Here is a 25,814-nt window from a genome sequence, read left to right as displayed (position 1 = left end):
AAGGAGACGGATCATGAACAAGCCCACCCGGACCGCACTGGCGGTCCTTTCTTTCGCCCTCGGCACGCTCGGCACCACGGCAGTGATCGCCGCCTACCCCGACAAGCCGATCAAGGTCGTCATCGGCTTCCCGGCCGGCGGCCCGCTCGACCAGCATGCGCGCCTGCTCACCGACAAGCTGCAGGCCGTGCTCGGCCAGCCGCTGATCGTCGACTACAAGCCCGGCGCGGGCGGTTCGGTGGGCGCCGACGCGGTCGCCAAGAGCCCGGCCGATGGCTACACGCTGATGCTGGCCAACACCGGCGTGGCGGTGATCAACGGCGCGCTCTACAGCAAGCTGCCCTACAACACGCAGCGCGACTTCGTGCCGATCGCGCGCACGGCCATGCAGCCGCTGGCGCTGCTGGTCACGCCCAAGCTGCCGGTACAGAACCTGAAGCAGTTCATCGACTACGCCAAGGCGCGGCCCGGCCAGATCAACTACGGCTCGGCCGGCAACGGCGGCATCAGCCACCTCGTGCCCGAGATGTTCAAGACCGCGACCGGCATCTTCATGGTGCACATCCCCTACCGCGGCAGCGCCCCGGCCTTCACCGACCTGATGGGCGGGCAGGTGCAGTTCATGGCCGAATCGATTCCGCAGGCCGCCAACTATCACAAGCAGGGCAAGGTGCGCGCGCTGGCCGTGACCAGCCGCGAACGCAACCCCGCGCTGCCCGATGTGCCGACCGTCATCGAGTCGGGCGTGAAGGGCTTCGAGGTGGTGGGCTTCTACGGCTTCCTCGCGCCGAAGGACACGCCGAAAGACGTGGTCGCCAAACTCAGCGATGCGTTCAAACAGGTGCTGACCAGCCCCGAGGTGCGCGAGCGCATGGTGAGCCAGGGTGCGGACCCGGCCTACCTGGGCAGCGAAGACTTCGCGCGCTTCCTGGCAACAGAAACGCCGCGCTGGGACAAGGCGGTGAAGGCGTCGGGCGCGCGGATGGATTGAACCCCGCCAGCGTCCCTCACGTTCAGGGCGGCGTGGCCGCGTGCCGCTCCAGCTGTGCGCGGTCGAGCAGCTCGATGCTGCGGTAGCGCACGCGCAGCGTGCCATCTTCTTCCCACAGCTTCAGCAGCCGGTTCACGCTCTGGCGCGACACGCCGAGCATGAACGACAGGTCTTCCTGCGACACGCCCAGCAGCGTGCCGCCGCCGTCCTCCGCCGGCGTGGCCGCGCGCGCATCGAGCGTCAGCAACCGGTGCGCGAGCCGCACGGGCAGCGGCATCAGGATCACGTCGTCGATCCAGGCCAGCGCCTGGCGCAGCCGCAGGCACACGAGCCGCGTGAAGGCCATGTGCACATCGGGGTGGTCGGCGATCAGCCGATGGAAGTCGGCCGCCGCGACCACGGCCATCTCGGTGGTGTCGACTGCGCAGGTGTCGTAGACGCGCTCGCGCCCCACGAGCAGCGACACCTCGCCGAACCAGTGGCCCGGCTCCAGCATCGCGATCACCGCTTCGCGACCGCCCGGCGCGACCACGCTCACGCGCAATGAGCCGCTGACCACGCCGAACAGCGCGTCGGGCGACGAGCCCTTGTGGAACAGCGATTCGCCGCGCACCAGCGTGCGCCGGTGCGCCACCGCGAGCAGCCGCTGCTGCACGTCGTCGGCCAGCCGCATGTCGCTGTTGTGCACGGGCGAGTGCTGCGCATCCGGCTCGGCGGGGCTGGCGAAAAGGGAGGACCGTGGCATCGCGGGTTTGTCCGGGGCACCGATTGCCAACACCGGACAGTCTGGGTTCGAGGGGCTGTCGATAGTACGCAGGCCACCCGGGTCGACGCATTCGCGGCAACCCGATGTCCCCTGTCATCCCTGTCACATGGAGCACACCCCGATGAACACCCTGACCGACCTGCAAGCCCGCCGCGAGCGCCTCGTGCTCGACCATTTCGCCGACGAGACCCGGCAGGATTTCGACGCGGTGCTCGGCACCTTTCCGCATCCGCACTACGAGCTGATTCCCAGCGGCGAGGTGCACGACGGCATCCCCGACGTGCGCCAGTACTACATCGACACGCGCCGCGCCTTCCCTGATCAGCGCCACGAGATCATCCAGCTGCGCCACGCCCACGACTCGGTGATCGTCGAGTTCTGGCTGCTCGGCACGCACCGCGGCCCGCTCAAGGGCCTGCCGCCGACGGGCAACAGCTTTCGCTGCCGCATGAACGCCTTCTTCATCTTCGAGGGCGACCGGCTGGTCTGCGAGCGCGTGTACTTCGACACGCTGACGATGCTGCGCCAGCTGCTGGTGGGTGTGCCTGCGGAGATGGTGGGCGGCTTGGTTGCCGGACTGCTCGGCCAGACGGCCCCGCAACCTGAGGCCGCCACGGCGTGACCGGTGGTGCGCGCGTTGCGTTCAGGGCGAGTGCACAGGCCACCGGGTACTTCCCTCCGCGAATGTCCCCCGGGCTTCGCCCTCCTCCTTGATTTCGCTGCGGGAAGCACCCAGTGTCCTGCGCACGGGACGCGGCGGTGGTGTGCGACCGATCAACAGCTGCACTGCCCAACGCTCACGTCGATGGGGTGCCTTGCGCAGCGAAATCAAGGAGGAGCCGAAGGCGGGGGACATTCGCGGAGCAAGGCTCCCCGTCGGCGGGAGCGTCGCCCTGAACGACACCGCACGTCGAAAAACCAACACGGCCGAATACAGGAGACGACCATGACCCGAGACCCCGACCCCACCGGCTTCGCGCAGATCACCGAACTCGACGGCACGCGCCACGCCGCCCTGCCGCAAGACCGCCTGCGCGCCATCCGCCGCGGCGCGCAAGCCCTGCGCGAGCGCCTGCTCGACGCACCGCCCGTTCACTTCGCGCGCAGCTTCAACCTGTTGCGCATTCCGTACCCCGCGTGGTTCGCCTTCACCGGCGTGTACTCGCAGCAGCTGCTCAAGCCGCACATGGTGCATCTGCTGGCGCGCACCGTGCTCATCCAGTACGACGACTTCGAAGGCCGGCTGCGCACGCTGCTCTTCACGCCGGCCGACTTCGAGGCCGGCAACGAAACGCCCTACTTCAAGCGCCTGAGCGAGCAGACGCCGAAGTTCCTGCACAAGGCCATCGCGCCGGTCTACCAGACCGTGCTGCAGGCGCTCGCCAGCTGCGGCGTGGCGCCCGAACAGATCGACTACATCACCTACGACCACCTGCACACGCAGGACGTGCGCCGCTGGCTCGGCAGTGCGGACGCGCCGGGCCTGCTGCCGAACGCGAAGCTGCTGGTGCATCGCCAGGAACTCGCGAATGTGCAGGGCCTCTTGCCCGTGCAGGCGGAGTGGTACTGCCCGCACGGCCTGGACGCGGTGCCGGCCGAACGCATCGTCGCCTTCGACGGCAGCCTGCAGCTTGGCCGGGGCGTCGCGCTGGTCCACACGCCAGGGCACACCGAAGGCAACCATTCGCTGGTCTACCGCTGCGCCGACGGCCTGCGCGTGAGCAGCGAGAACGGCGTGGCGGCCGACAGTTGGGCGCCGCTGCAGTCGCGCCACAACGGCATCCGCCGCTATGCGCAGGCCACGGGCGCGGAGGTGATCCTCAACGGCAACACGCAAGAAAGCAGCAACGACCAGTACCTGTCGATGGTGCTCGAGAAGACGCTGGCGGGCACCTCGGCGCTGCACGGGTTCAGCAACGTGGTGCCATCGGCCGAGTGCTCGCCGCACTGGCTGTTTCCGGGTGCGCCGACCAGCCACCTGTGGGGCGAAACCAGCTTCGGTGCGCTCGTGCGGACCTGACCCGCTCGCACACGCGACGGCCAAACAAGAAGGAGACACACCGATGAACACCGCCACCCTCGCTGCCGCCGACGCGCGCACACCGGCCTCGGCCGATGCGCGCGAAGACGCCGCGCTCTTTCGCAAGATCACCTGGCGGCTGATGCCGCTGCTGTGCGCCTGCTACGTGCTGAACTACCTGGACCGCACCAACGTCGGCTACGCGCAGCTGCAGATGAAGGACCAGCTGGGCTTCAGCGACGCGGTGTTCGGCCTGGGCGCCGGCATCTTCTTTCTCGGCTATGCGGTGTTCGAGATTCCGAGCAACCTGATGCTCGCGAAGATCGGCGTGCGCGCCACGCTGCTGCGCATCATGGGCCTGTGGGGCCTGGCCTCGGCGGCCATGATGTTCGCCACCACGCCCACGCAGTTCTACGTGCTGCGCTTTCTCATCGGCGTGTTCGAGGCCGGCTTTGCGCCGGGCGTGCTGTTCTACCTGACGCTGTGGTTTCCCTCGCGCCGCCGCGCGCAGGCCACCGCGCTGTTCTTCATGGCCTTTGGCGCGGCGCCCATCGTCGCGGGGCCGATCGCCGGGCTCACGATGACCTACCTCGACGGCGTGCTGGCGCTGCGCGGCTGGCAGTGGCTGTTCCTGCTCGAAGGCCTGCCGAGCGTGCTGCTGGGCGTCATGGCCTTTCGCTTTCTGTCGAACAGCCCGGCGCAGGCGCCGTGGCTTTCGACGGCCGAGAAGCAACGCGTGGCGCGCCTGCTGGCCGAAGACCAGGCCGCGCACGGCGCCGCCGGTCGCCACACCTTCGGCGCAGCGATGCGCGACGGGCGCGTGTGGCTGATCGGCTTCATGTCGTTCCTCATCATCCTGGGCATCTATGCGCTGTCGTTCTGGCAGCCGACGATCCTCAAGTCGATGGGCCTCAGCGTGCTGCAGATCGGCTTCTATTCGGTGATTCCCGCCATCGCGGGCATTGCGGCCAACATCCTCGTGGGGCGGCACTCCGACCGGCACCAGGAGCGCCGCTGGCACTTCGCGCTGGGCGCGCTCGCGGGCGCGGCCGGGCTGGCGCTGACCACGCTCTTCATGCAAAGCCCCATCGCCGCCGTGCTGTGCCTGGCGCTCGCGTCGATGGGCATCTCGAGTGCCTTCACCGTGCTGTGGGCGATTCCGGGCAGCTTCATGTCGAAGAGCGCCGCGGCGGCGGGCATTGCGCTCATCAGCACCATCGGCGGCAGCGCGGGGCTGGTGGCGCCGATGATGGTGGGCGCGCTCAAGACGCTCACGGGCGGCTTCACGGCCAGCCTGTATGTGCTGAGCGGTGCGCTGGTGCTGTCGGCGCTGCTCATGCTGCTGGCCCTGCCCCGCCGCGCGCTCGGCAAGCGGTAGGCGCACTGCCGGCGCGACCCGGCCGGCCCATTTCGGTGCACACAGCTTGCATACCAGTTGGCACAGAAGCTGCTGATATGCAGGCATATGGCCATCTCCGCATCCGAAATCAGTGCACGCATCGTCGAAGCGGTGATGGCGCAGAAGCTCGCGCCCGGCGCGCGCCTGGGCGAGCAGCCGCTCGCGATGCTGTTCGACTGCAGCCGCACCATCGTGCGCGAGGCGCTCACGCGGCTGGCCGCGCGCGGCATCGTCACGGTGAGCGCGCGGCGCGGCTGGTTCGTCATCGAGCCCTCGCAGGACGAGGCGCGCGAGGCCTTCGAGGCGCGGCGCGTGATCGAGCTCGGCCTCATCCGCAGTACGGGCAGGATCGACAAGAGTGCCCTGCGCCAACTGAAGGCGCACCTTCAGCGTGAAAAGGCCGCACTGAAAGAGAGCGACGTCGGCCACCGCAGCTTCCTGCTGGGCGACTTCCATGTGTGCCTGGCCGAGTGCCTGGGCAACACGCTGCTGGCCGACACGCTGCGCGACTTCACCGCGCGCACCACGCTGATCGCCATGCTCTACCAGAGCACGCACGATGCGGTGCAGTCGTGCGAAGACCACGTGCAGATCGTCGCGGCGCTGGAGCGCGGCGACCACGCCGCCGCCGAGGCGCTGATGGCCGAACACATCGGCACGGTGCAGTCGGCGCTGCGCGTGCAGGCGCCCACCGACCCGCTCGCGCAGCTGCGCGATGCGCTGGCCCCCCTGAACACCACCACGCCGAAGCGCCGTCGCAAGACAGCGCCTGCCGACGACGCCACCGATTCATCGACCTACCTAGGAGCCCTGCTATGACCACGTTCACCACTTCCGCATCCCGTCGCCTCGCCCTCGCATTGGCCTCCGCCGCCCTGCTCGCCGCCACCGGCGCCGCCCAGGCGCAGAACGCACTCGACAACGTGCTCAAGGCCAAGACCATCAAGATCGCCGTGCCCACCGACTACCCGCCGTACGGCTCGGTCGACCGCAACATGCAGCCGCAGGGCCTCGACGTCGAGATGGCGCAGCTCATCGCCACCAAGCTCGGCGTGAAGGTCGAGCTGGTTCCGGTGACGAGCGCGAACCGCATTCCCTACCTGCAGACGCGCAAGGCCGACCTCGTGATCTCCACGCTCGGCAAGAACGTCGAGCGCGAGAAGGTGATCGACTTCAGCGCGGCCTACGCGCCCTTCTTCCAGGCCGTGTATGCGGGCAAGAGCATGAAGCTCACCAGCTTTGCCGACATGGCCGGCAAGACCGTCGCCGTGACGCGCGGCGCCATGGAAGACCAGGAGCTGAACAAGGTGGCGCCGTCGAACGTCGACTACCGCCGCTTCGAGGACAACAACGCGACCATCGCCGCCTTCGTGGCCGGCCAGACGCAAACCATCGCCACCAGCGCGGCGGTGGCCGGCGACATGCTCGCCAAGAACCCGAAGGTGAGCGCCGAGTTCAAGCTGCTGCTGAAGGACAGCCCCTGCTTCATCGGCATCGCGAAGGGCGAAACCGCATTGAAGACGCGGGTCAACGAGATCATTGCCGCCGCCAAGAAGGACGGCACGCTCGACGCGATGTCCAAGAAGTGGCTCGGCAAGGCGGCCGGCGACCTGCCGGTCTGAGCACAGCAGACGCACGAACCAAGGCACCGCCATGGAATTCGATTTCGGTGCAGTTCTCGTCGACTGGCGGCTGCTCGCCAAGGGCATCGCCTGGACGATCGGCCTGACGGCCATCGCCACGGTCATCGGCCTGGCCCTGGGCGTGGCCTGCGCCTGGGCGCGCGCCCACGGGCCGGTGTGGCTTCGCTGGATCGCCGGCACGTATGTGGAGCTGATCCGCAACACGCCCTTCATCGTGCAGCTGTTCTTCATCTTCTTCGGCCTGCCGGCCGCGGGCGTGAAGCTCTCGCCCGAGGTGGCGTCGATCATCGCGATGGTGATGAACCTCGGCGCGTACTCGACCGAGATCATCCGCGCCGGCATCGAGGCCACGCCCAAGGGGCAGATCGAGGCCGCCGTGAGCCTGGCGCTCAGCAAGGCGCAGGTGTTTTTGCGCGTGGTACTGCCGCCGGCGCTCAAGAAGGTGTGGCCCGCGATGGTGAGCCAGATCGTCATCGTGATGCTGGGCTCGGCGGTGTGCGGACAGATCTCGACCGAGGAGCTGAGCTACGCGGCCAACCTGATCCAGAGCCGCAACTTCCGCGCTTTTGAATCCTTCATCGTCGCCACGCTGCTGTACCTCGCGCTGGCCGTGGCGCTGCGCCGGTTGCTCAACTGGGCCGGGCCGCGTTTCTTCTTCGGCCGCTGACCGCGAGGCACTTTCACCATGGTCGATTTTTCCTTGTGGGACATCCTGCGCAACCTGCTGATGGCGCTGCGCTGGACCGTCGTGCTCTCGCTCATCGCCTTCGTCGGCGGCGGGCTCGTGGGCGGGCTGCTGCTGTTCGCGCGGCTGCGCGGCGGCAAGGCGGCCGCGCGGGCCGTGGGCCTGTACGTGCAGCTGTTCCAGGGCACGCCGCTGCTGATGCAGCTGTTTCTCGCCTACTTCGGCATCGCGCTGTTCGGCATCGACGTGTCGGCGTGGACGGCCGCGAGCGTGGCGCTCACGCTGTACACCAGCGCCTTTCTTACCGAGATCTGGCGCGGCTGCGTGGCCTCGATTCCGAAGGGCCAGTGGGAAGCCTCGGGCAGCCTGGCGCTGAGCTTCGCCGAACAGATGCGCCACGTGATCCTGCCGCAGGCCGTGAAGATCGCCATTGCGCCCACCGTCGGTTTCCTGGTGCAGGTGATCAAGGGCACGGCGCTGGCGTCGGTGATCGGCTTTGTCGAACTCACCAAGGCCGGCAGCATGATTTCAAACGCCACCTTCCAGCCCTTCGTGGTGTTCAGCTGCGTGGCCCTGCTTTACTTCGTGCTGTGCTTCCCCGTGAGCCTGTACGCCAAAACCCTCGAGAGGAAGACCCATGGCCGCCGTGCTTGAACCCCAACCGCAACCCGAAGCCGCATCTTTCGCCGCGCCCATCGTGCGCATCACGGCGCTGCGCAAGTCCTACGGCACGAACGAGGTGCTCAAGGGCATCGACCTCGACGTGAAGCGCGGCGAGGTGATCGCCATCATCGGCAAGAGCGGCTCGGGCAAGAGCACGCTGCTGCGTTGCATCAACGGGCTCGAGGTGTTCCAGGAAGGCGCGCTCACCGTCGACGGCAAGCCGCTGCTGCACGAGAGCGCGATGGCCATGCGCACGCTGCGCCAGCGCGTGGGCATGATCTTCCAGGGCTTCAACCTGTTCCCGCACCTCACGGTCGGCAAGAACGTGATGCTCGCGCCCACGCTGGTGAAAAAGCGATCGTCGATGGAAGCCGCTTCGCAGGCGCGCAAGCTGCTCGAACGCGTGGGCCTGGCCGAGAAGTTCGATGCGATGCCCGATCAGCTGTCGGGCGGCCAGCAGCAGCGCGTGGCGATCGCCCGTGCGCTGGCGATGGAGCCGGCCGTGCTGCTGTGCGACGAGATCACGTCGGCGCTCGACCCCGAACTGGTGGGCGAGGTGCTGCGCGTGGTGGAGTCGCTGGCCGACGAAGGCATGACGCTGTTGATGGTCACGCACGAGATGAGCTTCGCGCGCAAGGTCAGCGACCGCGTGATCTTCATGCACCAGGGCCGCGTGCACGAGATGGGGCCGCCGGCGGATCTGTTCGGTGCACCGCAGACGCCGGAGCTGAGGCAGTTTTTGTCGTCGCTGCACGACTGAGCGGGCCCTTGCGGGCGGGGCCGCTACAGGTGCTGCGGCTCGTCGACGCAGTCCCGCAACCCCGCAGTCAACGGCGGCAGAGGCCGCCCGCCGCGCCGCTCGAAATCTTCGCCTGCTTGCAGCAGGACCTGCACCCGCTGAAACAGCTCGCCGCCAGCGGCGGTGAGTTGCACGCCCTGCTGGCTGCGCGCGAACAGGGCGTGTCCGAGGATGCCCTCGAGCTCCCGCACGCGCGCCGTGATGGCCGGTTGGCTCACGAACAGATGACGGGCCGCCGCGTTGACGGAGCCCAGTGTCGCGGCCCAGTGAAAGGCTTCCAGTTGTCGGAAGGTGATGCGCAGCACCGCTACTGCCTCTCAGCCGAGAGGCGCGGTGGATGTGGCGGTGCACATCGGGGCCTGTTCGCGCTTGTGCTTCATGTCTGCCCTCTTTCAAAGCAATTCAATCGCATCGAATGGCGAAGGGCCATGCAACGGGGAATTTCAATTGCCTGAATTCCCAATAATTTCGAAAACCCGGTCAATTCAAGATTGAGATTTTTTCACATTCAATTCTCGAACCGGCGTTCATCCCCAAATACGAGGAGGCATTGCGCCTGAGTTTCAAATTTAGTGCATTCGCAATTGTAGTTAAAGTCAGAATTTTTGATATTCAACTTTTTCATTACATTTGACTCATTGGATGAACCACGGCAATCCGTGGCATCTGCGTCACAGCGCCGCCATGGCCTGCGCCCTCCAGGACCTCAAGCCCTCCGGCCCGAAGCGCTCGGCAATCCGGTGCAGCCAGATGGTGAAGTGCGTCGGCGCCCGCGCCAGCTCGCGGTGCAGCTCGGGCAACGCCAGCCAGCGCCACTCGCGCACCTCGCCCGGGTCGGGCCGCGGCAGGTCGCGCGCGATGCCGACGAACACATGGTCGTACTCGTGCTCGATCAGTTCGGCCGACACGGCCTCGCGGTAGAGAAAGGCCGCCACCGGCTTGAGCACGCAGCGCAGGCCCAGCTCTTCGTAGAGTCGGCGCTCAGCGGCGGCGCCGGTCTCTTCGTGGGGGCGTGGGTGCCCGCAACAGCTGTTGCTCCACAGACCGGGCGAGTGGTACTTGCCCAGCGCGCGCTGCTGCATCAGCACCTGGCCTTGCGTGTCGAAGATGAAGACCGAGAACGCCCGATGCAGCACGCCTTCGCGGTGGGCGCTCATCTTCTCGACCGCGTGCAGAGGGCGGTCTTCGGCGTCCACTGCGATCAGAAATTCGTCCATGAGGGCTCCAGAACTGAAGGTTTGCAAAGCGCCGCGGCCCCCACGTTTCAGTGTCCGGGCGGCCCGAAAAATCGAGCCGCTTCTTTAGCATGGATCGGCTTTCGAACATCCATAGGAAATTCAAATTAATCCAAAACCACTACATCGACAGGAATGCCTCCAAGTCGAATACATACAACCAATTACACAGATAACAAGAATATCGAATCGGCAAATCAGTGCGCCTGATTTCACTTGTAAAAAATCCCGGCGCATTTCGACCGCAGTTCCTGGTTCATCCATGCCGCCGCCCCCGAAAGCGCGACCTCGGTTACCCTCGACCTCATGGCCCGCGTTCGCACCGCATCGATCATTCGCCCGCTCTCGCGAGAGCGGGTGGGTTAGCGCACGGTTCGAAGCCACGCCATCCAACCCGCCCCAGGAGGCGGGTTTTTCTTGCCCGTCTCCCGGGGGTTCCTTCCCCACCTGCAGGAGACCGAATGACACCGACACCGCCCCCACTTCCCTCGCCCGTGCTGCACATGGTCTGCGGCAAGATCGGCGCCGGAAAGTCCACGCTGACCCGGCGCCTGGCGCAAGCGCCCGGCACCGTGTGCATCAGCGAAGACACCTGGCTCGCAGCGCTCTACCCCGATGAAATCCACACGCTGCCCGACTACGTGCGCGCATCGGGCCGGCTGAAGCAGGCGATGGGCGACCACGTCTGCGCGCTGCTCGGCGCCGGCGTGTCGGTGGTGCTCGACTTTCCGGCCAACACCGTGACCCACCGCGCCTGGGCGCGCAGCCTCTTCGAGCAAGCCGGCGCCGCACACCAGCTGCACTTTCTCGACGTGCCGGACGACATCTGCAAGGCGCGGCTGCGTGCGCGCAACGCGGCGGGCGAGCACCCGTTCGAGACCTCCGACGCCGAGTTCGACCTGATCACCCGCCACTTCGCGCCGCCGACGGCCGCGGAAGGGTTCCATGTGATCCGGCATGGCCAGGGTCTGTAAGCTGCCCGCCGATGCACATCGAACCCGCCCTCCCCACCGAAGCGCCCGCTGTCGCGGCCGTGTTGACCGAAGCCGCGCAATGGCTCGCCGAGGGCGGCCGTCCGCTCTGGAACGCCGCCGACACCGGCCTCGAACGCATCCAGCGCGACACCGATGACGGCCGCTACGTCGTTGCGAAAGACAACGGCGAGTGGGCCGGCGTGATGCGGCTCGACCTGGAAGACCCATCGTTCTGGCCCGAGATCGCGCCCGGCAGCGCGCTGTTCGTCCACAAGCTGGCCGTGCGCCGCACGTGGGCGGGCCGGGGCGTGTCGCGTGCGTTGCTGGGCCACGCGCGTGACCACGCCCGCGCGCTCGGACGGCCCTGGCTGCGGCTGGACTGCGTGGCCGACCGCACCGCGCTGCGCACGCTGTACGAAGGCTTCGGCTTCACGCTGCACAGCTGCATCGATCTGCGCAATGGGTCGTTTGCGCGCTACGAATTGCGCGTCGACGGCTGACCGTCCCACACGCTAGCGGGCCGCTTCGGCGCTGGCGGGAACCTCGTTGCCTGTGGCAAGCTCGCACGCTCCATGACCGACCGAATCCCGCCTTCCCATTTCCGCCGCCGAGTGCTGCGCGCGCTGCTGGGCGCCGCCGCCCTGCCCGCGCCGTTCGCGGCGCTGGCCGGCTTCAACTTCTTCACCAGCGAATACACCGCCACGCGCGAGGAGCTGCAGACGCAGATCGCCAAGCGCTTTCCGGTGGCCGAGCGCTATGCCGAGATCTTCATGGTCGGGCTGCGCGACCCGCAGCTGGGCCTGGACGCGCGCACCAACCGCGCCGCCATCACGGCCACGCTGACCATCGCCAGCCCGCTGCTGGCGGCCTCGCCGGTGCAGGGCCTGGTGTCGGTGAGCAGTGCGCTGCGCTACGACGTGGCGGCGCGCGCGCTGCGGCTCGACCAGCCGAAGGCCGAGCGGCTCGAACTGCAGGGCGTGGAAGGCCGCGACGCAGAGCGCCTGCAGAAGGTCGGCGCGGTGGTCGCGCAGGAACTGCTGCAGGGCCAGATCCTGCGCAGCTTCACGGCCGACGAACTCACGGTCGGTCGCAAGACCTACGAGGTGGGCGACATCACGGTGCAAGACAACGGCATCAAAGTGCAACTCAAATGAAACATCGCGCCGTCCTTCTCCTCTTGACCGCCGCTGCGCTCGTCGGCGCCGGCTGTGCCGCCATCGCCCCCAAGGTGAAGCAGCACTTCGACCTGCAGGCCCACCGCGGCGGACGCGGCCTGGCGCCCGAGAACACGCTGGCCGCGTTCTCGAATGCAATGGACCTGGGCGTGACCACGCTCGAACTCGACATCGGGCTCACGGCCGACGGCGTGGTGGTGGTGTCGCACGACACGGCGCTCAACGCCGACCACACGCGCGACGCGCGCGGCGCCTGGCTCACGGCCAAACCCGGCCCGTCGGTGCGCTCGCTCACGCTGGCCCAACTGCAGGCGTACGACGTGGGCCGCCTCAACCCCGCGAGCAACTACGGCAAGCAGTTCGCGCTGCAGCAGCCGCGCGACGGCGAGCGCATTCCCACGCTGGCCGCGCTGTTCGCGCAGGTGCAGGCGCGCGGCGCCGATGCCGCGCGGGTGCACTTCAACATCGAAACCAAGATCGACCCAACCAAGCCCGACGAGACCGCCGCGCCCGAGCCCATGGTGCGTGCGCTGCTGGCCGAGATCGACAAGGCGAAGATGGCCGACCGCGTGACCCTCCAGAGCTTCGACTGGCGCACCCTCGCGCTGGTCGGCCAGCTCGCGCCGCAGTTGCCGCGCGCCTACCTCACCACCGCCCGCACGCTGAAGGACAGCCGCTGGACCGCCGGCCTGGATGCCGCGAGCTTCGCCTCGGTGCCGCAGCTCGTGAAGGCCGCGGCGGGCACGTCCGCCGGACCGGTGATCTGGTCGCCGGCGCATGCCGACCTGGGCGCCCCCGCGATCCGCGAAGCGCAGAAGCTCGGCATGAAGGTCGTGCCCTGGACCGTGAACCAGCGCGCCGACATGGTCCGTCTCATGGACGCGGGCGTCGACGGACTGATCACCGACTACCCCGATGTGTTGCGCGACCTGATGCGCGAACGGGGCCTGGCACTGCCGGCACCGGCGAAGGCGGCGTCATGAGCGCAGCGACGCAACTCGACGCCATCGCCTCGGGCGTCGCCGCGCTGCAAGGCGGCAACGGCTCCATCACCACGCTCTCCACGGCCGCGCGCGACAGCGCCGAGCTGCTCGGCGCCCTGCCGCCGCGCTACGGCGAGGTGCTGCTGAACCTGCTGGACCGCCTTGAATCGAGCGCGCTGTTCAGCGAGGAAAGCTGCTCGTTCAGCCAGAAAGACCTGCTCGACAACCTGCAGGTGTGGGTCGACAAGGCCCGCGGCCAGCTGGTGTCTTGAGGCGCTGAGGCCCCGCCCCGGTTTATCATCGCGACCACCATGCGCACCCTGCTGCTCGCCCTCATGATCGCCCTGCTGCCCATCCGCGGCTGGCTCGGCGATGCCATGGCGGTCGAAATGGTGCGGCATTCGCTGCCTGCCGCCGAGGCGGTGGTGTCCGCAGCAGCTGGCATCGCCGAGTCGCATTGCCACGAAGCCACCATGGAGGCCGACACCGGCCACGACATGGCGGCCATGCATGACAACAGCGGCGACGCGCAGCAACCCCATGGCACCGACCACGCGGACTGCGGCACCTGTGTCGCCTGCCAGGTCTGCCACACGGTGGCGCTCGGCGGCATGCCGCTGGTCGACACCCCGCATGCGGCGCCCCAGGCGCCGCCGGCCGCACATGCGGCCCGCTTTGCGAGCGCCGAGCCCGTCCTGGGCTTCAAGCCGCCCATTTCCTGATCTTCCTGCCCGTAGTCCGTCCGCAGTGAGCCTTTGCCGGCTCGCAGCGTTCGCTGTATTGCCCATGGAGATCGCTCGTGAATTCCCTTGCTCGCCGGCCGTATGCCGGCACTTCTCGCTATCGAAACGGTAGCCCGCCCCTCGGGCGAAAAAGTCACCTTTCATTCCTCAGAACCGCCGCCGCGCTGGGCGTTGCGCTGGTGCTTGCCGGCTGCGCCAGCCTGTCGCCCGACGGCGGCACTGCCGACGTGCAGGCGCTGGTCGACGGCAACCCGCTGATGGCGGGCGCTGCGGCCCAGCGCAAGCCGGACGACGCCTCGCAGCAAAGCGTCGACGCGCTGCTGGCCCAACCGCTGGACGCCGAAGCCGCCGTGCGCATCGCGCTCGTCAACAGCCCGCGCGTGCAGGACGCCTTTGCCACGCTGCAACTGAGCGACGCCGACCGCGTGCAGGCCGCGAGCCTGCCGAACCCGGTGCTGTCTTTCAGCCGCCTGGCACAAGGCAGCGAGCGCGAGTTCGAGCGCATGCTGACGTTCAACGTGGTGGGCCTGCTCACGCTGCCGTGGCAGGCGCGCTGGGCCGGCCAGCGGCACGAGGCCGCCAAGCTGCAGGCCGCGCAAAGCGTGCTGCTGCTGGCCGCCGACACGCGCCGCGCCTGGGTGCGCGCGGTGGCGGCGCAACAGAGCGTGAGCTACCTGCGCGATGCGAAGGAAGCCACCGAGGCCGGTGCCGAACTGGCGCACCGCATGGCCAAGGTCGGCAACTGGAGTGCGCTGCAGCGCACGCGTGAACAGCTGCTGCTGGCCGACGCGTCCGCGCAGCTCGCACGCGCCGAGCAGGCAGCAGTCGCAAGCCGCGAACAGCTCACGCGCCTGCTGGGCCTGAGCGGCACGCGCACCGCCTACACCCTGCCCGATCGCCTGCCGCCGCTGCCGAAGGCTGCGCCCGAACTGGGTGACGTGCAGGCGCTGGCGCTGCGCGACCGGCTCGACGTGCGCTCGGCGCAAGCGCAGAACACGGCCGTGGCCGGCTCGCTCGGCCTGACGCACGCCACCCGCGTGATCAACGCCATGGAACTGGGCGTGGTGCGCAACACCACCTTCGAGAACGATGCCGATCGCTCGAAATCGACCACGCGCGGCTTCGAGCTCGAGCTGCCGATTCCGATCTTCGACTGGGGCCAGGCCCGCAGCGGCCGCGCCGAGGCGCAGTACCTGCAATCGGCGGCGCGCGTGCGCGACGTGGGCGTGCTCGCGGCCAGCGAAGCGCGCGAAGCCTGGCAGGGCTGGAACACCGCCTACGCCCTGGCGCGCCGCTACCGCGACGAGGTGCTGCCGCTGCGCAAGCAGGTGAACGAGGAGATGGTGCTGCGCTACAACGGCATGCTCGCCAGCGTGTGGGAGCTGCTCGGCGAAACGCGCGCGAGCATGCTCGCCGTGAACGCCGGCATGGAGGCCCAGCGCGACTTCTGGCTGGCGGACACCGATCTGCAGCTGGTGCTCACGGGCAGCTCGCCCGGTGGAATGACGGCCGCGCAGACCGCGTCGGCCGGTGATGCCCCCGCCACGGGAGGCCATTGAAATGAACCGTCGCAACTTCTTCGCAGGCGCAGCCACGGCCGTCGCCGCCACCACCGTCAGCCGCGTGAGCATGGCCGCGCTGCCCGAGCCAGTGACACAAGCCTCGACCGCCACCGCGCCACCACTGGTGCCGCCGAACGGCCGCCCCTACAACCCCGTCGTCACGCTCAACGGCTGGACGCTGCCCTGGCGCATGAACGCCGGCGTCAAGGAGTTCCACCTCGTCGCCGAACCCGTGGTGCGCGAGATGGCGCCGGGCTTCAAGGTCAACATGTGGGGCTACAACGGCCAGTCGCCCGGCCCGACCATCGAGGTGGTCGAGGGCGACCGCGTGCGCATCTTCGTGACCAACAAGCTGCCCGAGCACACGACCGTGCACTGGCACGGACAGCGCCTGCCCAACGGCATGGACGGCGTGGGCGGCATCACGCAGCCGCACATTCCGCCGGGCAAGACCTTCGTCTACGAGTTCACGGCGCGCCGCCCCGGCACCTTCATGTACCACCCACACGCCGACGAGATGGTGCAGATGGCGATGGGAATGATGGGCTTCTGGGTCACGCACCCGAAGGCGGAGCATCCGCTGATCGAGAAGGTCGACCGCGACTTCTGCTTCCTGCTCGGCAGCTTCGACGTGGAACCCGGCAGCGCCACGCCCAAGGTCAACACCATGACCGACTTCAACATCTGGAGCTTCAACAGCCGCGTGTTCCCGGCCATCGACACGCTCAACGTGCGCAAGGGCGACCGCGTGCGCATCCGCGTGGGCAACCTCACGATGACCAACCACCCGATCCACATCCACGGCCACGAGTTCGAGGTCACGGGCACCGATGGCGGACCCGTGCCGCGCACCGCGCGCTGGCCCGAGGTTTCGGTCGACGTGGCGGTGGGCCAGATGCGGCAGATGGAGTTCATTGCCGACGAGGAAGGCGACTGGTCGCTGCACTGCCACAAGGCGCACCACACGATGGGCCCGATGGGCCACGACGTGCCGACCATGATCGGCGTGGACCACAAGGGCGTGGCCGAAAAAATCAAGAAGCTCGTGCCCGACTACATGGTGATGGGCGACAAGGGCATGGCCGACATGGGCGAGATGGAAATGCCCATTCCCGACAACACCCTGCCCATGATGACCGGCACCGGCCCCTTCGGTTCGGCCGAGATGGGCGGCATGTTCACGCTGCTCAAGGTGCGGCGCGACCAGAAGCCGGGCGACTACCGCGACCCGGGATGGTTCAAGCACCCGGCCGGCACGGTCGCGCGCGAGGTGTCGGCCACCGGTGCGCCGGCAGCGCCGCGCAAGACAGGCACGACACCGGCCAGCCCCGACAGCGGCAGCGCCACCGTGCGCAAGCCCTCGGGCCATGGCGCCCACAACCACTGATCGCACTCATCCCCATTTTTCAGAGATTCAAACCATGAACACCCGTTTCCCCACCCTCGTCGCCGGCCTCGCACTGGCAGCCGTCACCACCTTCGCCACGGCCCATGAAAGCCACTCGCCCAAGGCCGGCACCGCTGCCGCATCCCCGCTCGCGCCCGAACAGAAAGCCTGGGGCATCGCCGGCAAGGCCAGCGCCGTGAAGCGCACCATCGACATCGCGATGGCCGACGACATGACCTTCACGCCCTCGGTCCTCGAAGTGCGTGAAGGCGACACCATCCGCCTGCGGCTGAAGAACCGCGGCAAGGACCTGCACGAGCTGGTGCTCGGCACCACCGCCGTCATCGAGGACCACGCCGCGATGATGAAGAAGCACCCCGGCATGGAGCACGACGAGCCCTGGATGGCGCACGTGCTGCCGGGCAAGACCGGCGAACTGATCTGGACCTTCAACCGCGCCGGCGACTTCGACTTCGCCTGCCTCGTGAAGGACCACTACGAACTCGGCATGGCCGGCCGCGTGCGCGTGCGGGCCGCCGCCGCCTCTTCCAAATGAATCCGATGACTCCGATGAATCGCATGAAAGGAACCTGACCATGCAACGACGCACCCTCCTCAAACTCGCCGCCGCCACCGCCTCCCTGCCGCTCGCCGCGCAGGCCGCCGCACCGATGGTCGAGATCTGGAAAGACCCGAACTGCGGCTGCTGCCAGGACTGGGTCAAGCACCTCAACAAGAACGGCTTTGCCACGCGCGTGCACGACGAGGGCAACGGCCCCGCGCGCGAACGGCTCGGCATTCCGGCCAAGCTGGGCTCGTGCCACACCGGCCGCGTCGGCGGCTACGCCATCGAGGGCCACGTGCCCGCGCGCGAGATGCAGCGCCTGCTGAAGGAAAAGCCCAAGGCCGTGGGCCTCGCCGTGCCCGGCATGCCCATCGGCTCGCCCGGCATGGACGGCCCCGCCTACGGCGACCAGCGCGACGCCTACGACGTGCTGCTGGTGCTGGCCGACGGCAGCACGCGCGTCTTCCAGAGCTACCGCTGAGCCTTGGCTCCCTCTGTACAACCCCTCGCAAATCCGGAAGGAACACCGACCATGATGAAGAAGATCATCACCGCCCTCTCCACCCTCGTGCTCGCCGCCGCGGCGTTCGCGCAGGCCACGCTGCCCCAAGTCGACGGCGAAGTCCGCAAGGTCGACACCGACGCCAAGAAGATCACCCTGCGCCACGGCGACATCCCGAACCTCGAGATGACCGGCATGACCATGGTGTTCCGCGTGAGCGACCCGGCGCTGCTCGCCAAGGTGAAGGCCGGCGACAAGGTGCGCTTCACGGCCGACAAGGTCGACGGTGCCATCACCGTGATGTCGCTCGAAACGGTGGCGAACTAACTGAGCCTCAGGAGCTGAAGCGCCCCGGATCGAAGGGCGCCAGCGGTATCTCCGCCGCAACGCCCGCGAGCAGCTGCGCCGCCAGCCGCCCCGTGCGCGCCGAGCCGCACAGCCCGACGTGGCCATGCCCGAAGGCCAGCACGATGTCGGCGCTGGCAGCCGCCGGGCCGATGCATGGCAGTCCGTCGGGCAGGCTCGGGCGGTGTCCGAGCCAGTGCTTCACCGAAGGCACACCGGGCGCGGACCGTGCAAGCGACGGAAACATCGAATGCAGATGCGCGTGCAGGATCTCGGCGCGGCGCCAGTCGGGTGCCGCTTCGAGGCCCGCGATCTCCACCTGCCCCGCCGCGCGCAGGCCGCCGTCCATCCAGTGCGCGATGAGCTTGCCGTCGGACACCATGGTCGGCGTGCGCGGGCCGGCCGTGGCGTCTTCGACGACCACGTGGTAGCCGCGCTCCGACTCCAGCGGCACCGCCGAGCCTGCCGCCGCGGCCAGTGGCCCCGAGCGCGCGCCGGCGCAGATGGCGGCGCCGTCGCAGGCGATCTCGCCGGCCTCCGTAAGCACGGCGCGCAGCCGGCCGTCCTCGATGCGAAAACCGGTGGCCCGGGCGGCGACGTGTTCGGCGCCCGCATCGCGCGCATGCCGCGCCAGGGCCGCCACGTAAGCGCCGGGATTGCGGCAGTGGCCGGCTTCGGGCACGAAGATGCCCAGCGTGTAGCGCGCGGCCAGATCGGGCTCCCGGCGGCGCAGTTCGTCCGCCGGCCATTCTTCCCAGTGGACACCGACGCGCCGGCGCACGCGCCAGCCCAGTGCATCGCTGTCGAACTCGGCGCGCGAACGGTAGGCATGCAGCAACCCGCGCTGCTCGATGAGTTGCGGCACACCGGCCTCGGCGGCCAGTTGCGCATGCAGCGCGGGCGCATCGGCCAGCAACGTGCGCAATGCGTCAGCGGTGCGTTGCACGCGCGCCTCGGTCCAGCCAGAGGCCAGGTAGCGCAGCAGCCACGGCAGGGCACGCGGCAGGTAGCACCAGCGCAACGCCAGCGGCCCGAGCGGGTCGGCCAGCCAGCCCGGCACCTTTCGCCAGGCGCCCGGCAGTGCCGGCGGCACCACGGAATGCGACGACAGCCAGCCGGCGTTGCCATAGCTCGTGGCCTGCGGGCCGCCCGGCTCGCCGGGTTCCACCACCGTCACGCGCAGGCCCGCGCGCAGGGCCTCGATGGCGGCGGCGCTGCCCACCGCGCCCGCGCCGATCACCACCACGTGGCGGCTGCGGCCCTCGAGGGAGAAACTTCTTGCAACTGTCATTGTGGAGATCGTAAAGGGCGCGGTCCCATAATCGGCCGCCATGTCCGCTGCGTCTTCTTCCCCCTCTTCTCGCGCCGGTGCCATCACCGACGTCGCCGGCATCGAAGTCGGCCATTTCTCCGACACGCGCCGCCCCACCGGCTGCACCGTGATCCTCGCGCGCGAGGGCGCCGTGGCCGGTGTCGATGTGCGCGGCGCCGCGCCCGGCACGCGCGAGACCGACCTGCTCTCGCCCGGCAACCTCGTGCAGGAAGTGCATGCCGTGATGCTCGCGGGCGGCAGCGCCTGGGGCCTGGCCGCCGCGGAAGGCGCGATGCGCTGGCTCGAGGAGCGCGGCGTCGGCATGGACGTGCGCTTCGGCACGCTGCCCATCGTGCCGGCCGCCGTGCTGTTCGACCTGCCGATGGGCGACGCGCGCATCCGCCCCGACGCCGCTGCGGGCTACGCCGCCTGCGAAGCCGCCTCGACCGACGCGCCCGCCGAAGGCAACGTGGGCGCGGGCACCGGTGCATTGGTGGGCAAGCTGTTCGGCGTGCACCGCGCGATGAAGGGCGGCGTCGGCACCGCCTCGGTCACCGTCGGCGGCGTGACCGTGGGCGCACTCATCGCGGTCAATTCGCTTGGCGACGTGATCGACCCCGACACCGCGCTGCCCGTGGCCGGCGCGCGCACCGAAGACGGCAGCGCCCTGCTCGACACGCGCCGCGCCCTGCTGCGCGGCGAGCTGCCCAAGCCGCTCTTGGCGGGCACCAACACCACCATCGGCGTGATCGCCACCGACGCGGTGCTGACCAAGGTGCAGGCCAACCGGCTCGCCATGGTCGCGCACGACGGCCTGGCGCGCGCCATCAACCCGGTGCACACCATGAGCGACGGCGACACGCTGTTCGCGCTGGCCACCGGCCGCGTGCCGCTCGAAGGCGATGCACCCGGCATGACCGTGCTGAGCACCATGGCCGCCGAAGCCACCGCCATCGCCACCGTGCGCGCGGTGCGCGCCGCACGCGCGGTGACCGTGGGCGAGCTGCACATTCCCTGCGCCGCCGACCTGGCCAACGTGGCCGCGCCGCGCGGCTGACGCGCGCACCGCACGACGAGGCATTCCATGGCGTTTCCCCGCACCCTGAAGCTGATCCTGCTGTCGATCCGCGACCTGATCGCCTCGGCCGGCCCGATCGTGTTCATCGTCATCGGCCTGCTGATTGCGGCCTACTGGTGGCTGCAGCCGCAGCCGCCCAAGCACGTGACGCTGGCCACCGGCCCCACGGGCAGCGCCTATGCGCAGTTCGGCAAGCGCTACGCCGATGCCTTGAAGCACAGCGGCATCACCGTCGAGCTCAAACCCACCTCGGGCTCGACCGAGAACCTGCAGCTGCTGCGCAGCGGCGGTGCCGACGTGGCCTTCGTGCGCGGCGGCAGCGCCGACCCGGTGGCCGACGAAGAGGCCGGCCTGCGCTCGCTGGGCGCGCTGTTCTACGAGCCGATCTGGCTCTTCTATCGCACCGACGTCGCGCAGAAGCTCGACCGCAAGACCGGCACGCTGACCTCGCTCACGCAGTTGCGCGGCCTGCGCGTGAACGTCGACCTGCCCGGCAGCGGCCTGCCCGAGATCATGGAGCGGCTGCTCAAGGCCAACCGGCTCGGGCCCGACGACCTGCTGCTGTCGAACCTCGAGCAGGCCGCCGCCGCCGAAGCGCTGCAGGCCGGGCTGCTCGACGCCATCGTGCTGTTCTCGGCGCCGCAGTCGCCGCAGGTGCAGCGCCTGCTGCGCGCCGGCGACATCCAGCTCATGGACTTCGGCCAGGCCGAGGCCTACACGCGGCGCTTTCCGTTCCTGTCGGCCGTGTCGCTGCCGCGCGGCGTGGTCGACCTGTCGAAAGACCTGCCGCTGCACGACGTGTCGCTGCTCGCCGCCACCACCTCGCTGCTGTCGCGCGACGAAACCCATCCGGCCCTGCGCCAGTTGTTCGCGCAGGCCGCGCAGACCGTGCACAGCGACGCCGGCTGGTTCAACCGCGCACGCGACTTCCCCAACACCCGCACCAGCGAACTGCCCGTGAGCCCCGAGGGCGACCGCGCGATCAACGGCACGCCGCCGTTCTGGCAGCGCTACCTGCCGTTCTGGGCCAGCAACCTGGTCGAGCGCATGTGGCTGGTGCTGGGCGGTGTGCTCGTGCTGATGCTGCCGCTGAGCCGCGTGATCCCGCCGCTTTACCAGTTCCGCGTGCGCCGCCGCGTGTTCCGCTGGTACGCGCGGCTGCGCGACATCGAAGCCAAGGTGGACGTGCGCCAGAGCCAGGCCGAACGCGACAAGCTGGTGGAAGAACTCGACGACCTCGACCGCGTGGTCAACAAGGTGGCGGTGCCGCTGTCGTATGCCGACGAGCTCTACGCGCTGCGCAACAACATCTATGCGGTGCGCAAGCGCGCGCTCGCGGGATCTGCGAGCCCGGTGAAGGCGCCGCCCGTCGCGCCACCGGCCCGTGCCGCCGAGTGACAGCGCGCGCTTGCTGTCCACGCTGATCGACTTCGCCGACCCGCGCACCGACGGCGCGAGCCGGCTGCGCGCGGCCTTCGGTGCGCCCGTGCGCGTGCTGGTGGCCCACGCGCCGCACGAAGTGAGGCCCGTGCTGGAAGCCGTCGAGGCGCTGGCCCGCGAAGGCCGCTGGTGCGTCGGCCACCTGCGCTACGAGGCCGCCGCGGCCTTCGATCCGGCGTTCGACGTGCATGCCCCCGACGGGCCGCTGGCCTGGTTCGGCGTGCACGACGAGATGTGGCCATGGCCCGATGTGCCGGTGCCCGCCGTGGCGCCCGTCGCATGGACGGCCGACCTGTCGCGCGAGGCCTTCGACCTCAACATGCAGGCGATCCACCGCGCCATCGCCGACGGCGTGCTGTACCAGCTCAACTACACGGCGCCGCTGCGCGCGGCCTTCGACGGCGACGCGCAGGCCTGGTTCCACGCGCTGCGCCAGGCGCAACCCAACGGCTACGGCGCCTTCATCGACACCGGCGACGAGCAGGTGCTCTCGGTGTCGCCCGAGCTGTTCTTCGACCGCGACGGCGACCGCATCCTCGTGCGCCCCATGAAGGGCACCGCGCCGCGCGGCGCCACGCCCGCCGAAGACGCCGCCCACGCGCTGCGGCTGCGCACCGTGCCCAAGGAGCGCGCCGAGAACGTGATGATCGTGGACCTGATCCGCAACGACCTCTCCCGCGTGGCCCAGCGCTTCTCGGTGCGCGTGCCGCGCCTCTTCCACACCGAGGCGCTGCCCACCGTGTGGCAGATGACCTCCGACGTGGAGGCCCGGCTGCGCGAGGGCACCACGCTGGCCGACCTGTTCGCGGCGCTGTTCCCCTGCGGCTCCATCACCGGCGCGCCGAAGGTGAGCGCCATGCGCATGATCCGCGCGCTGGAGCCCGAGGCACGCGGCGTGTACTGCGGCGCCGTGGGCGTGGTGCGGCCCGGCGGGCACGCGACCTTCAACGTGCCGATCCGCACCGTCACGCTGCACGGCAACGCCGCACGCTGCGGCATCGGCAGCGGCATCACGGCCGATGCGCAGGCGGATGCGGAGTGGGACGAGTGGCGGCACAAGCGCGCGTTTCTGAGCGCGGCTGTATCTTCGCAACCATGACCTCCTTCGAGCTGCTCGAAACCCTGGCGCTGGCCGATGGCACGCTGCGCGATGCGCCCGCGCACCTGGCCCGCATGCGCCACGCGGCGGCGCACTTCGGCTATCCGTGGCACGAAGCAAATGTGACGGCCTGCCTGGACCAACTGCGCGCCGCGCATGCCACAGGCACATGGCGCGTGCGTTTGCTGCTCGATGCGCAAGGCCAGCCGCGCGCCGAGGCCTTCGCCATGGACGCCCCACCGCCGCGCGTTCGCCTGCAGCTGGCCCCACGCGCCTTCGACGAAGCCTCCAGCGAGTTCTCGCGCTTCAAGACGACGCACCGCGCGCACTACGAAGCCTTCACGCCCACCGCGCCCGGCGTGTTCGACACGCTGCTGTGGAACCGCGAGGGCGAGATCACCGAATGCACGCGCGGCAACATCGCGCTGCAGCTCGATGGCCGCTGGGTCACGCCGCCGCTGCACTGCGGCCTGCTCGACGGCATCGGGCGTGCCCGCCGGCTGCGCGAAGGGCAATTGACCGAAGCGGTCGTGCGCGTGGACGACCTGCCGCGCGTCGAGGCGCTGGCCTTCGTCAACAGCCTGCGCGGCTGGCTCGACGCCGACCTCGTCGACAACGACGCCCCCTGAACGACAAAGCGCGCGGCCCCTTGCGGAACCGCGCGCTCTGGTCGAAGCGACTTGGGGCTTGATCGAAGGCCGTCGTGCCCCCACCCCAACCCTCCCCCGGAAGGGGAGGGAGAAAAACCGAAGCCTTACTTGAGGGCCTTGTAGCGCATGCGTTTCGGCTTGGCACCTTCTTCGCCGAGGCGCTTCTTCTTGTCGGCTTCGTACTCCTGGTAGTTGCCGTCGAAGAAGGTCCACTGGCTGTCGCCTTCGGCCGCGAGGATGTGCGTGGCGATGCGGTCGAGGAACCAGCGATCGTGGCTGATGACCATCACGGTGCCGGCGAACTCGAGCAGTGCGTCTTCCAGCGCGCGCAGGGTTTCCACGTCCAGGTCGTTCGACGGTTCGTCCAGCATCAGCACGTTGCCGCCCGCGATCAGCGTCTTGGCCAGGTGCAGGCGGCCGCGTTCACCGCCCGACAGCGTGCCGACCTTCTTCTGCTGGTCGGCGCCGTTGAAGTTGAAGCGGCCTGCATACGCGCGGCTGGCCATCTGGAACTTGCCGACGTTGATGATGTCCAGGCCGTTCGAGATGTCTTCCCACACGGTCTTCTGGTTGGCGAGTTCGTCACGGTGCTGGTCGACGAAGGCTGCACGCACGGTCGAACCGATGACGACTTCGCCGCTGTCCGGCAGTTCCTTGCCCGCGAGCAGCTTGAACAGCGTCGACTTGCCGGCGCCGTTCGGGCCGATGATGCCGACGATCGCGCCTGGCGGCACAGTGAAGCTCAGGTTGTCGATCAGCATGCGGTCGCCGAAGGACTTGCTGACGCCGTGGAACTCGAACACCTGCTGGCCCAGCCGCTCGGCCACAGGAATGAAGATTTCCTGCGTTTCGTTGCGCTTCTGGTATTCCATGTCGCTCAGCTCTTCGAAGCGGGCGAGGCGTGATTTGCTCTTGGCCTGGCGTGCCTTCGGGTTCTGGCGCGACCATTCCAGTTCCTTCTTCAGGGCCTTGGCGTGGGCTTCTTCGCTCTTCTGCTCCTGCGCCAGGCGTTCGCCCTTCTGCTCGAGCCAGGTGCTGTAGTTGCCCTTCCAGGGAATGCCGCGGCCGCGGTCCATTTCCAGGATCCACTCGGCGGCGTTGTCCAGGAAGTAGCGATCGTGGGTGATGGCCACCACGGTGCCCGTGAAGCGCTGCAGGAACACTTCGAGCCACTCGACCGATTCGGCGTCCAGGTGGTTGGTCGGTTCGTCGAGCAGCAGCATGTCGGGCTTGGACAGCAGCAGGCGGCACAGCGCCACGCGACGCTTTTCACCGCCCGACAGCACGCCGATCTTGGCGTCCCATGGCGGCAGGCGCAGCGCGTCGGCGGCGATTTCCAGCTGGTGCTCGGAGTCGGTGCCGGCGGTGGCGATGATGGCTTCGAGCTGGGCCTGCTCGGCCGCCAGCGCATCGAAGTCGGCGTCTTCGGCACCGTAGGCGATGTACACCTCTTCGAGGCGCGCCTTGGCCGCGAACACCGCACCCATCGATTCTTCAACCGATTCGCGTACCGTGTGCTCGTTGTTGAGCTTGGGTTCCTGCTCCAGATAACCGATCGTCATCCCCGGCATGGGCAGGGCCTCGCCCTCGAATTCCTTGTCCACACCCGCCATGATCTTGAGCAGCGTGGACTTGCCCGAGCCGTTCAGGCCGAGCACGCCAATCTTGGCGCCGGGGAAGAAAGAGAGCGAAATGTCCTTCAAGAGCTGCCGCTTGGGCGGCACGGTCTTGCTGACGCGGTTCATCGAATAGACGTATTGAGCCATCTGTGAATGATTACCTCGGGTAGCTTGGGATT

Annotated in this window: 27 protein-coding genes and 1 pseudogene; 23 read left to right on the top strand and 5 right to left on the bottom strand. The window is 68.7% G+C overall.

Translation table 11 applies throughout. The annotated features are described in order from the left end of the window. Positions 1 to 13 precede the first annotated feature (13 nt). The gene (locus GFK26_RS16205) at positions 14 to 991 is read left to right on the top strand and encodes a Bug family tripartite tricarboxylate transporter substrate binding protein (protein ID WP_153282845.1); all 978 of its coding nucleotides are present in this window, start codon (positions 14 to 16) and stop codon (positions 989 to 991) included. A gap of 22 nt (positions 992 to 1,013) precedes the next feature. Here the strand turns inward: GFK26_RS16205 and GFK26_RS16200 are convergent, their stop codons facing one another. Then, positions 1,014 to 1,736 (bottom strand): Crp/Fnr family transcriptional regulator, encoded by a 723-nt coding sequence (locus tag GFK26_RS16200; protein WP_153282844.1) that lies wholly within the window; start codon positions 1,734 to 1,736, stop codon positions 1,014 to 1,016. Positions 1,737 to 1,878: 142 nt separating this feature from the next. Here GFK26_RS16200 and GFK26_RS16195 point away from each other — a divergent pair, with 142 nt between their 5' ends. The 8 genes from GFK26_RS16195 to GFK26_RS16160 all read left to right on the top strand — a co-directional run bounded on the left by GFK26_RS16195 (position 1,879) and on the right by GFK26_RS16160 (position 8,927). After that, positions 1,879 to 2,379: an ester cyclase gene (locus GFK26_RS16195; RefSeq protein WP_153282843.1), complete on the top strand. Its 501-nt coding sequence runs from the start codon at positions 1,879 to 1,881 to the stop codon at positions 2,377 to 2,379. Positions 2,380 to 2,703: 324 nt separating this feature from the next. Continuing rightward, the gene (locus tag GFK26_RS16190; protein ID WP_153282842.1) at positions 2,704 to 3,777 is read left to right on the top strand and encodes a hypothetical protein; all 1,074 of its coding nucleotides are present in this window, start codon (positions 2,704 to 2,706) and stop codon (positions 3,775 to 3,777) included. Positions 3,778 to 3,820: 43 nt separating this feature from the next. Then, positions 3,821 to 5,155: an MFS transporter gene (locus GFK26_RS16185; protein WP_153282841.1), complete on the top strand. Its 1,335-nt coding sequence runs from the start codon at positions 3,821 to 3,823 to the stop codon at positions 5,153 to 5,155. A gap of 87 nt (positions 5,156 to 5,242) precedes the next feature. Beyond that, complete coding sequence (locus GFK26_RS16180) at positions 5,243 to 5,995, top strand: GntR family transcriptional regulator (protein WP_153282840.1); 753 nt, start codon at positions 5,243 to 5,245, stop codon at positions 5,993 to 5,995. Then, on the top strand, positions 5,992 to 6,798 hold the full coding sequence (locus GFK26_RS16175; RefSeq protein ID WP_153282839.1) for a transporter substrate-binding domain-containing protein: 807 nt from the start codon (positions 5,992 to 5,994) through the stop codon (positions 6,796 to 6,798). Before GFK26_RS16180 ends, GFK26_RS16175 begins: the two co-directional genes overlap by 4 nt. A gap of 31 nt (positions 6,799 to 6,829) precedes the next feature. Then, positions 6,830 to 7,486, top strand: coding sequence for an amino acid ABC transporter permease (locus tag GFK26_RS16170; RefSeq protein WP_153282838.1), 657 nt, complete (start codon positions 6,830 to 6,832; stop codon positions 7,484 to 7,486). An 18-nt stretch (positions 7,487 to 7,504) separates the two neighbouring features. Further along, entirely contained in the window at positions 7,505 to 8,158 is a 654-nt protein-coding gene (locus GFK26_RS16165) for an amino acid ABC transporter permease (protein WP_153282837.1), read from the top strand. Beyond that, on the top strand, positions 8,142 to 8,927 hold the full coding sequence (locus GFK26_RS16160; protein ID WP_153282836.1) for an amino acid ABC transporter ATP-binding protein: 786 nt from the start codon (positions 8,142 to 8,144) through the stop codon (positions 8,925 to 8,927). The genes GFK26_RS16165 and GFK26_RS16160 overlap by 17 nt, the downstream gene beginning before the upstream one ends. 23 nt (positions 8,928 to 8,950) lie before the next feature. On the opposite strand, the gene GFK26_RS16155 is transcribed toward GFK26_RS16160, so the two are convergent. Next, positions 8,951 to 9,271 carry a LysR family transcriptional regulator gene (locus tag GFK26_RS16155; protein ID WP_228122034.1) on the bottom strand — a complete coding sequence of 107 codons (321 nt, stop codon included), beginning with the start codon at positions 9,269 to 9,271 and terminating at the stop codon, positions 8,951 to 8,953. Positions 9,272 to 9,637: 366 nt separating this feature from the next. After that, the gene (gene idi, locus GFK26_RS16150) at positions 9,638 to 10,183 is read right to left on the bottom strand and encodes an isopentenyl-diphosphate Delta-isomerase (RefSeq protein ID WP_153282835.1); all 546 of its coding nucleotides are present in this window, start codon (positions 10,181 to 10,183) and stop codon (positions 9,638 to 9,640) included. Positions 10,184 to 10,662: 479 nt separating this feature from the next. Here idi and GFK26_RS16145 point away from each other — a divergent pair, with 479 nt between their 5' ends. The 11 genes from GFK26_RS16145 to GFK26_RS16095 all read left to right on the top strand — a co-directional run bounded on the left by GFK26_RS16145 (position 10,663) and on the right by GFK26_RS16095 (position 18,419). Continuing rightward, positions 10,663 to 11,175: an AAA family ATPase gene (locus GFK26_RS16145; RefSeq protein WP_153282834.1), complete on the top strand. Its 513-nt coding sequence runs from the start codon at positions 10,663 to 10,665 to the stop codon at positions 11,173 to 11,175. Positions 11,176 to 11,186: 11 nt separating this feature from the next. After that, positions 11,187 to 11,675, top strand: coding sequence for a GNAT family N-acetyltransferase (locus tag GFK26_RS16140; RefSeq protein WP_153282833.1), 489 nt, complete (start codon positions 11,187 to 11,189; stop codon positions 11,673 to 11,675). A 72-nt stretch (positions 11,676 to 11,747) separates the two neighbouring features. Beyond that, complete coding sequence (locus GFK26_RS16135; protein ID WP_153282832.1) at positions 11,748 to 12,329, top strand: DUF1439 domain-containing protein; 582 nt, start codon at positions 11,748 to 11,750, stop codon at positions 12,327 to 12,329. Then, positions 12,326 to 13,333 (top strand): glycerophosphodiester phosphodiesterase, encoded by a 1,008-nt coding sequence (locus GFK26_RS16130; protein ID WP_153282831.1) that lies wholly within the window; start codon positions 12,326 to 12,328, stop codon positions 13,331 to 13,333. Before GFK26_RS16135 ends, GFK26_RS16130 begins: the two co-directional genes overlap by 4 nt. After that, complete coding sequence (locus GFK26_RS16125) at positions 13,330 to 13,605, top strand: hypothetical protein (protein WP_153282830.1); 276 nt, start codon at positions 13,330 to 13,332, stop codon at positions 13,603 to 13,605. The genes GFK26_RS16130 and GFK26_RS16125 overlap by 4 nt, the downstream gene beginning before the upstream one ends. 39 nt (positions 13,606 to 13,644) lie before the next feature. Continuing rightward, positions 13,645 to 14,055, top strand: coding sequence for a hypothetical protein (locus tag GFK26_RS16120; protein ID WP_153282829.1), 411 nt, complete (start codon positions 13,645 to 13,647; stop codon positions 14,053 to 14,055). A gap of 200 nt (positions 14,056 to 14,255) precedes the next feature. Further along, a complete protein-coding gene (locus GFK26_RS16115) occupies positions 14,256 to 15,635 on the top strand; it encodes a TolC family protein (RefSeq protein ID WP_228122032.1) in 1,380 nt (459 codons plus the stop codon). A gap of 1 nt (position 15,636) precedes the next feature. After that, positions 15,637 to 17,025 (top strand): multicopper oxidase family protein, encoded by a 1,389-nt coding sequence (locus GFK26_RS16110; RefSeq protein WP_153282828.1) that lies wholly within the window; start codon positions 15,637 to 15,639, stop codon positions 17,023 to 17,025. 34 nt (positions 17,026 to 17,059) lie between these two features. After that, positions 17,060 to 17,581 (top strand): cupredoxin domain-containing protein, encoded by a 522-nt coding sequence (locus GFK26_RS16105; protein WP_153282827.1) that lies wholly within the window; start codon positions 17,060 to 17,062, stop codon positions 17,579 to 17,581. Between the two features lie 40 nt (positions 17,582 to 17,621). Then, complete coding sequence (locus tag GFK26_RS16100) at positions 17,622 to 18,071, top strand: DUF411 domain-containing protein (protein ID WP_153282826.1); 450 nt, start codon at positions 17,622 to 17,624, stop codon at positions 18,069 to 18,071. A gap of 51 nt (positions 18,072 to 18,122) precedes the next feature. Next, positions 18,123 to 18,419, top strand: coding sequence for a copper-binding protein (locus GFK26_RS16095; protein WP_416222559.1), 297 nt, complete (start codon positions 18,123 to 18,125; stop codon positions 18,417 to 18,419). A 7-nt stretch (positions 18,420 to 18,426) separates the two neighbouring features. Here the strand turns inward: GFK26_RS16095 and GFK26_RS16090 are convergent, their stop codons facing one another. Continuing rightward, positions 18,427 to 19,728, bottom strand: a complete 1,302-nt coding sequence (locus tag GFK26_RS16090) for an NAD(P)/FAD-dependent oxidoreductase (RefSeq protein ID WP_153282825.1) — start codon at positions 19,726 to 19,728, stop codon at positions 18,427 to 18,429. Positions 19,729 to 19,768: 40 nt separating this feature from the next. On the opposite strand from GFK26_RS16090, the gene GFK26_RS16085 reads away from it, so the two are divergent. The 3 genes and pseudogenes from GFK26_RS16085 (at position 19,769) to pabB (ending at position 23,995) form a co-directional block, all read left to right on the top strand. Next, a complete protein-coding gene (locus GFK26_RS16085; protein ID WP_153282824.1) occupies positions 19,769 to 20,806 on the top strand; it encodes a P1 family peptidase in 1,038 nt (345 codons plus the stop codon). 27 nt (positions 20,807 to 20,833) lie between these two features. Then, positions 20,834 to 22,225, top strand: a complete 1,392-nt coding sequence (locus GFK26_RS16080; protein WP_153282823.1) for a TAXI family TRAP transporter solute-binding subunit — start codon at positions 20,834 to 20,836, stop codon at positions 22,223 to 22,225. 13 nt (positions 22,226 to 22,238) lie between these two features. Continuing rightward, positions 22,239 to 23,995: pseudogene (gene pabB / locus GFK26_RS16075) on the top strand (aminodeoxychorismate synthase component I). 125 nt (positions 23,996 to 24,120) lie between these two features. Here pabB and ettA read toward each other — a convergent pair. Then, positions 24,121 to 25,782, bottom strand: coding sequence for an energy-dependent translational throttle protein EttA (ettA, locus tag GFK26_RS16070; protein WP_153282822.1), 1,662 nt, complete (start codon positions 25,780 to 25,782; stop codon positions 24,121 to 24,123). Positions 25,783 to 25,814: the final 32 nt, after the last annotated feature.

It is taken from the genome of Variovorax paradoxus (assembly GCF_009498455.1).
GTDB lineage: Bacteria > Pseudomonadota > Gammaproteobacteria > Burkholderiales > Burkholderiaceae_C > Variovorax > Variovorax paradoxus_H.
The sequence above is the reverse complement of the archived record's forward strand: the minus strand, read 5'-3'. Positions and strand labels throughout refer to the sequence as shown.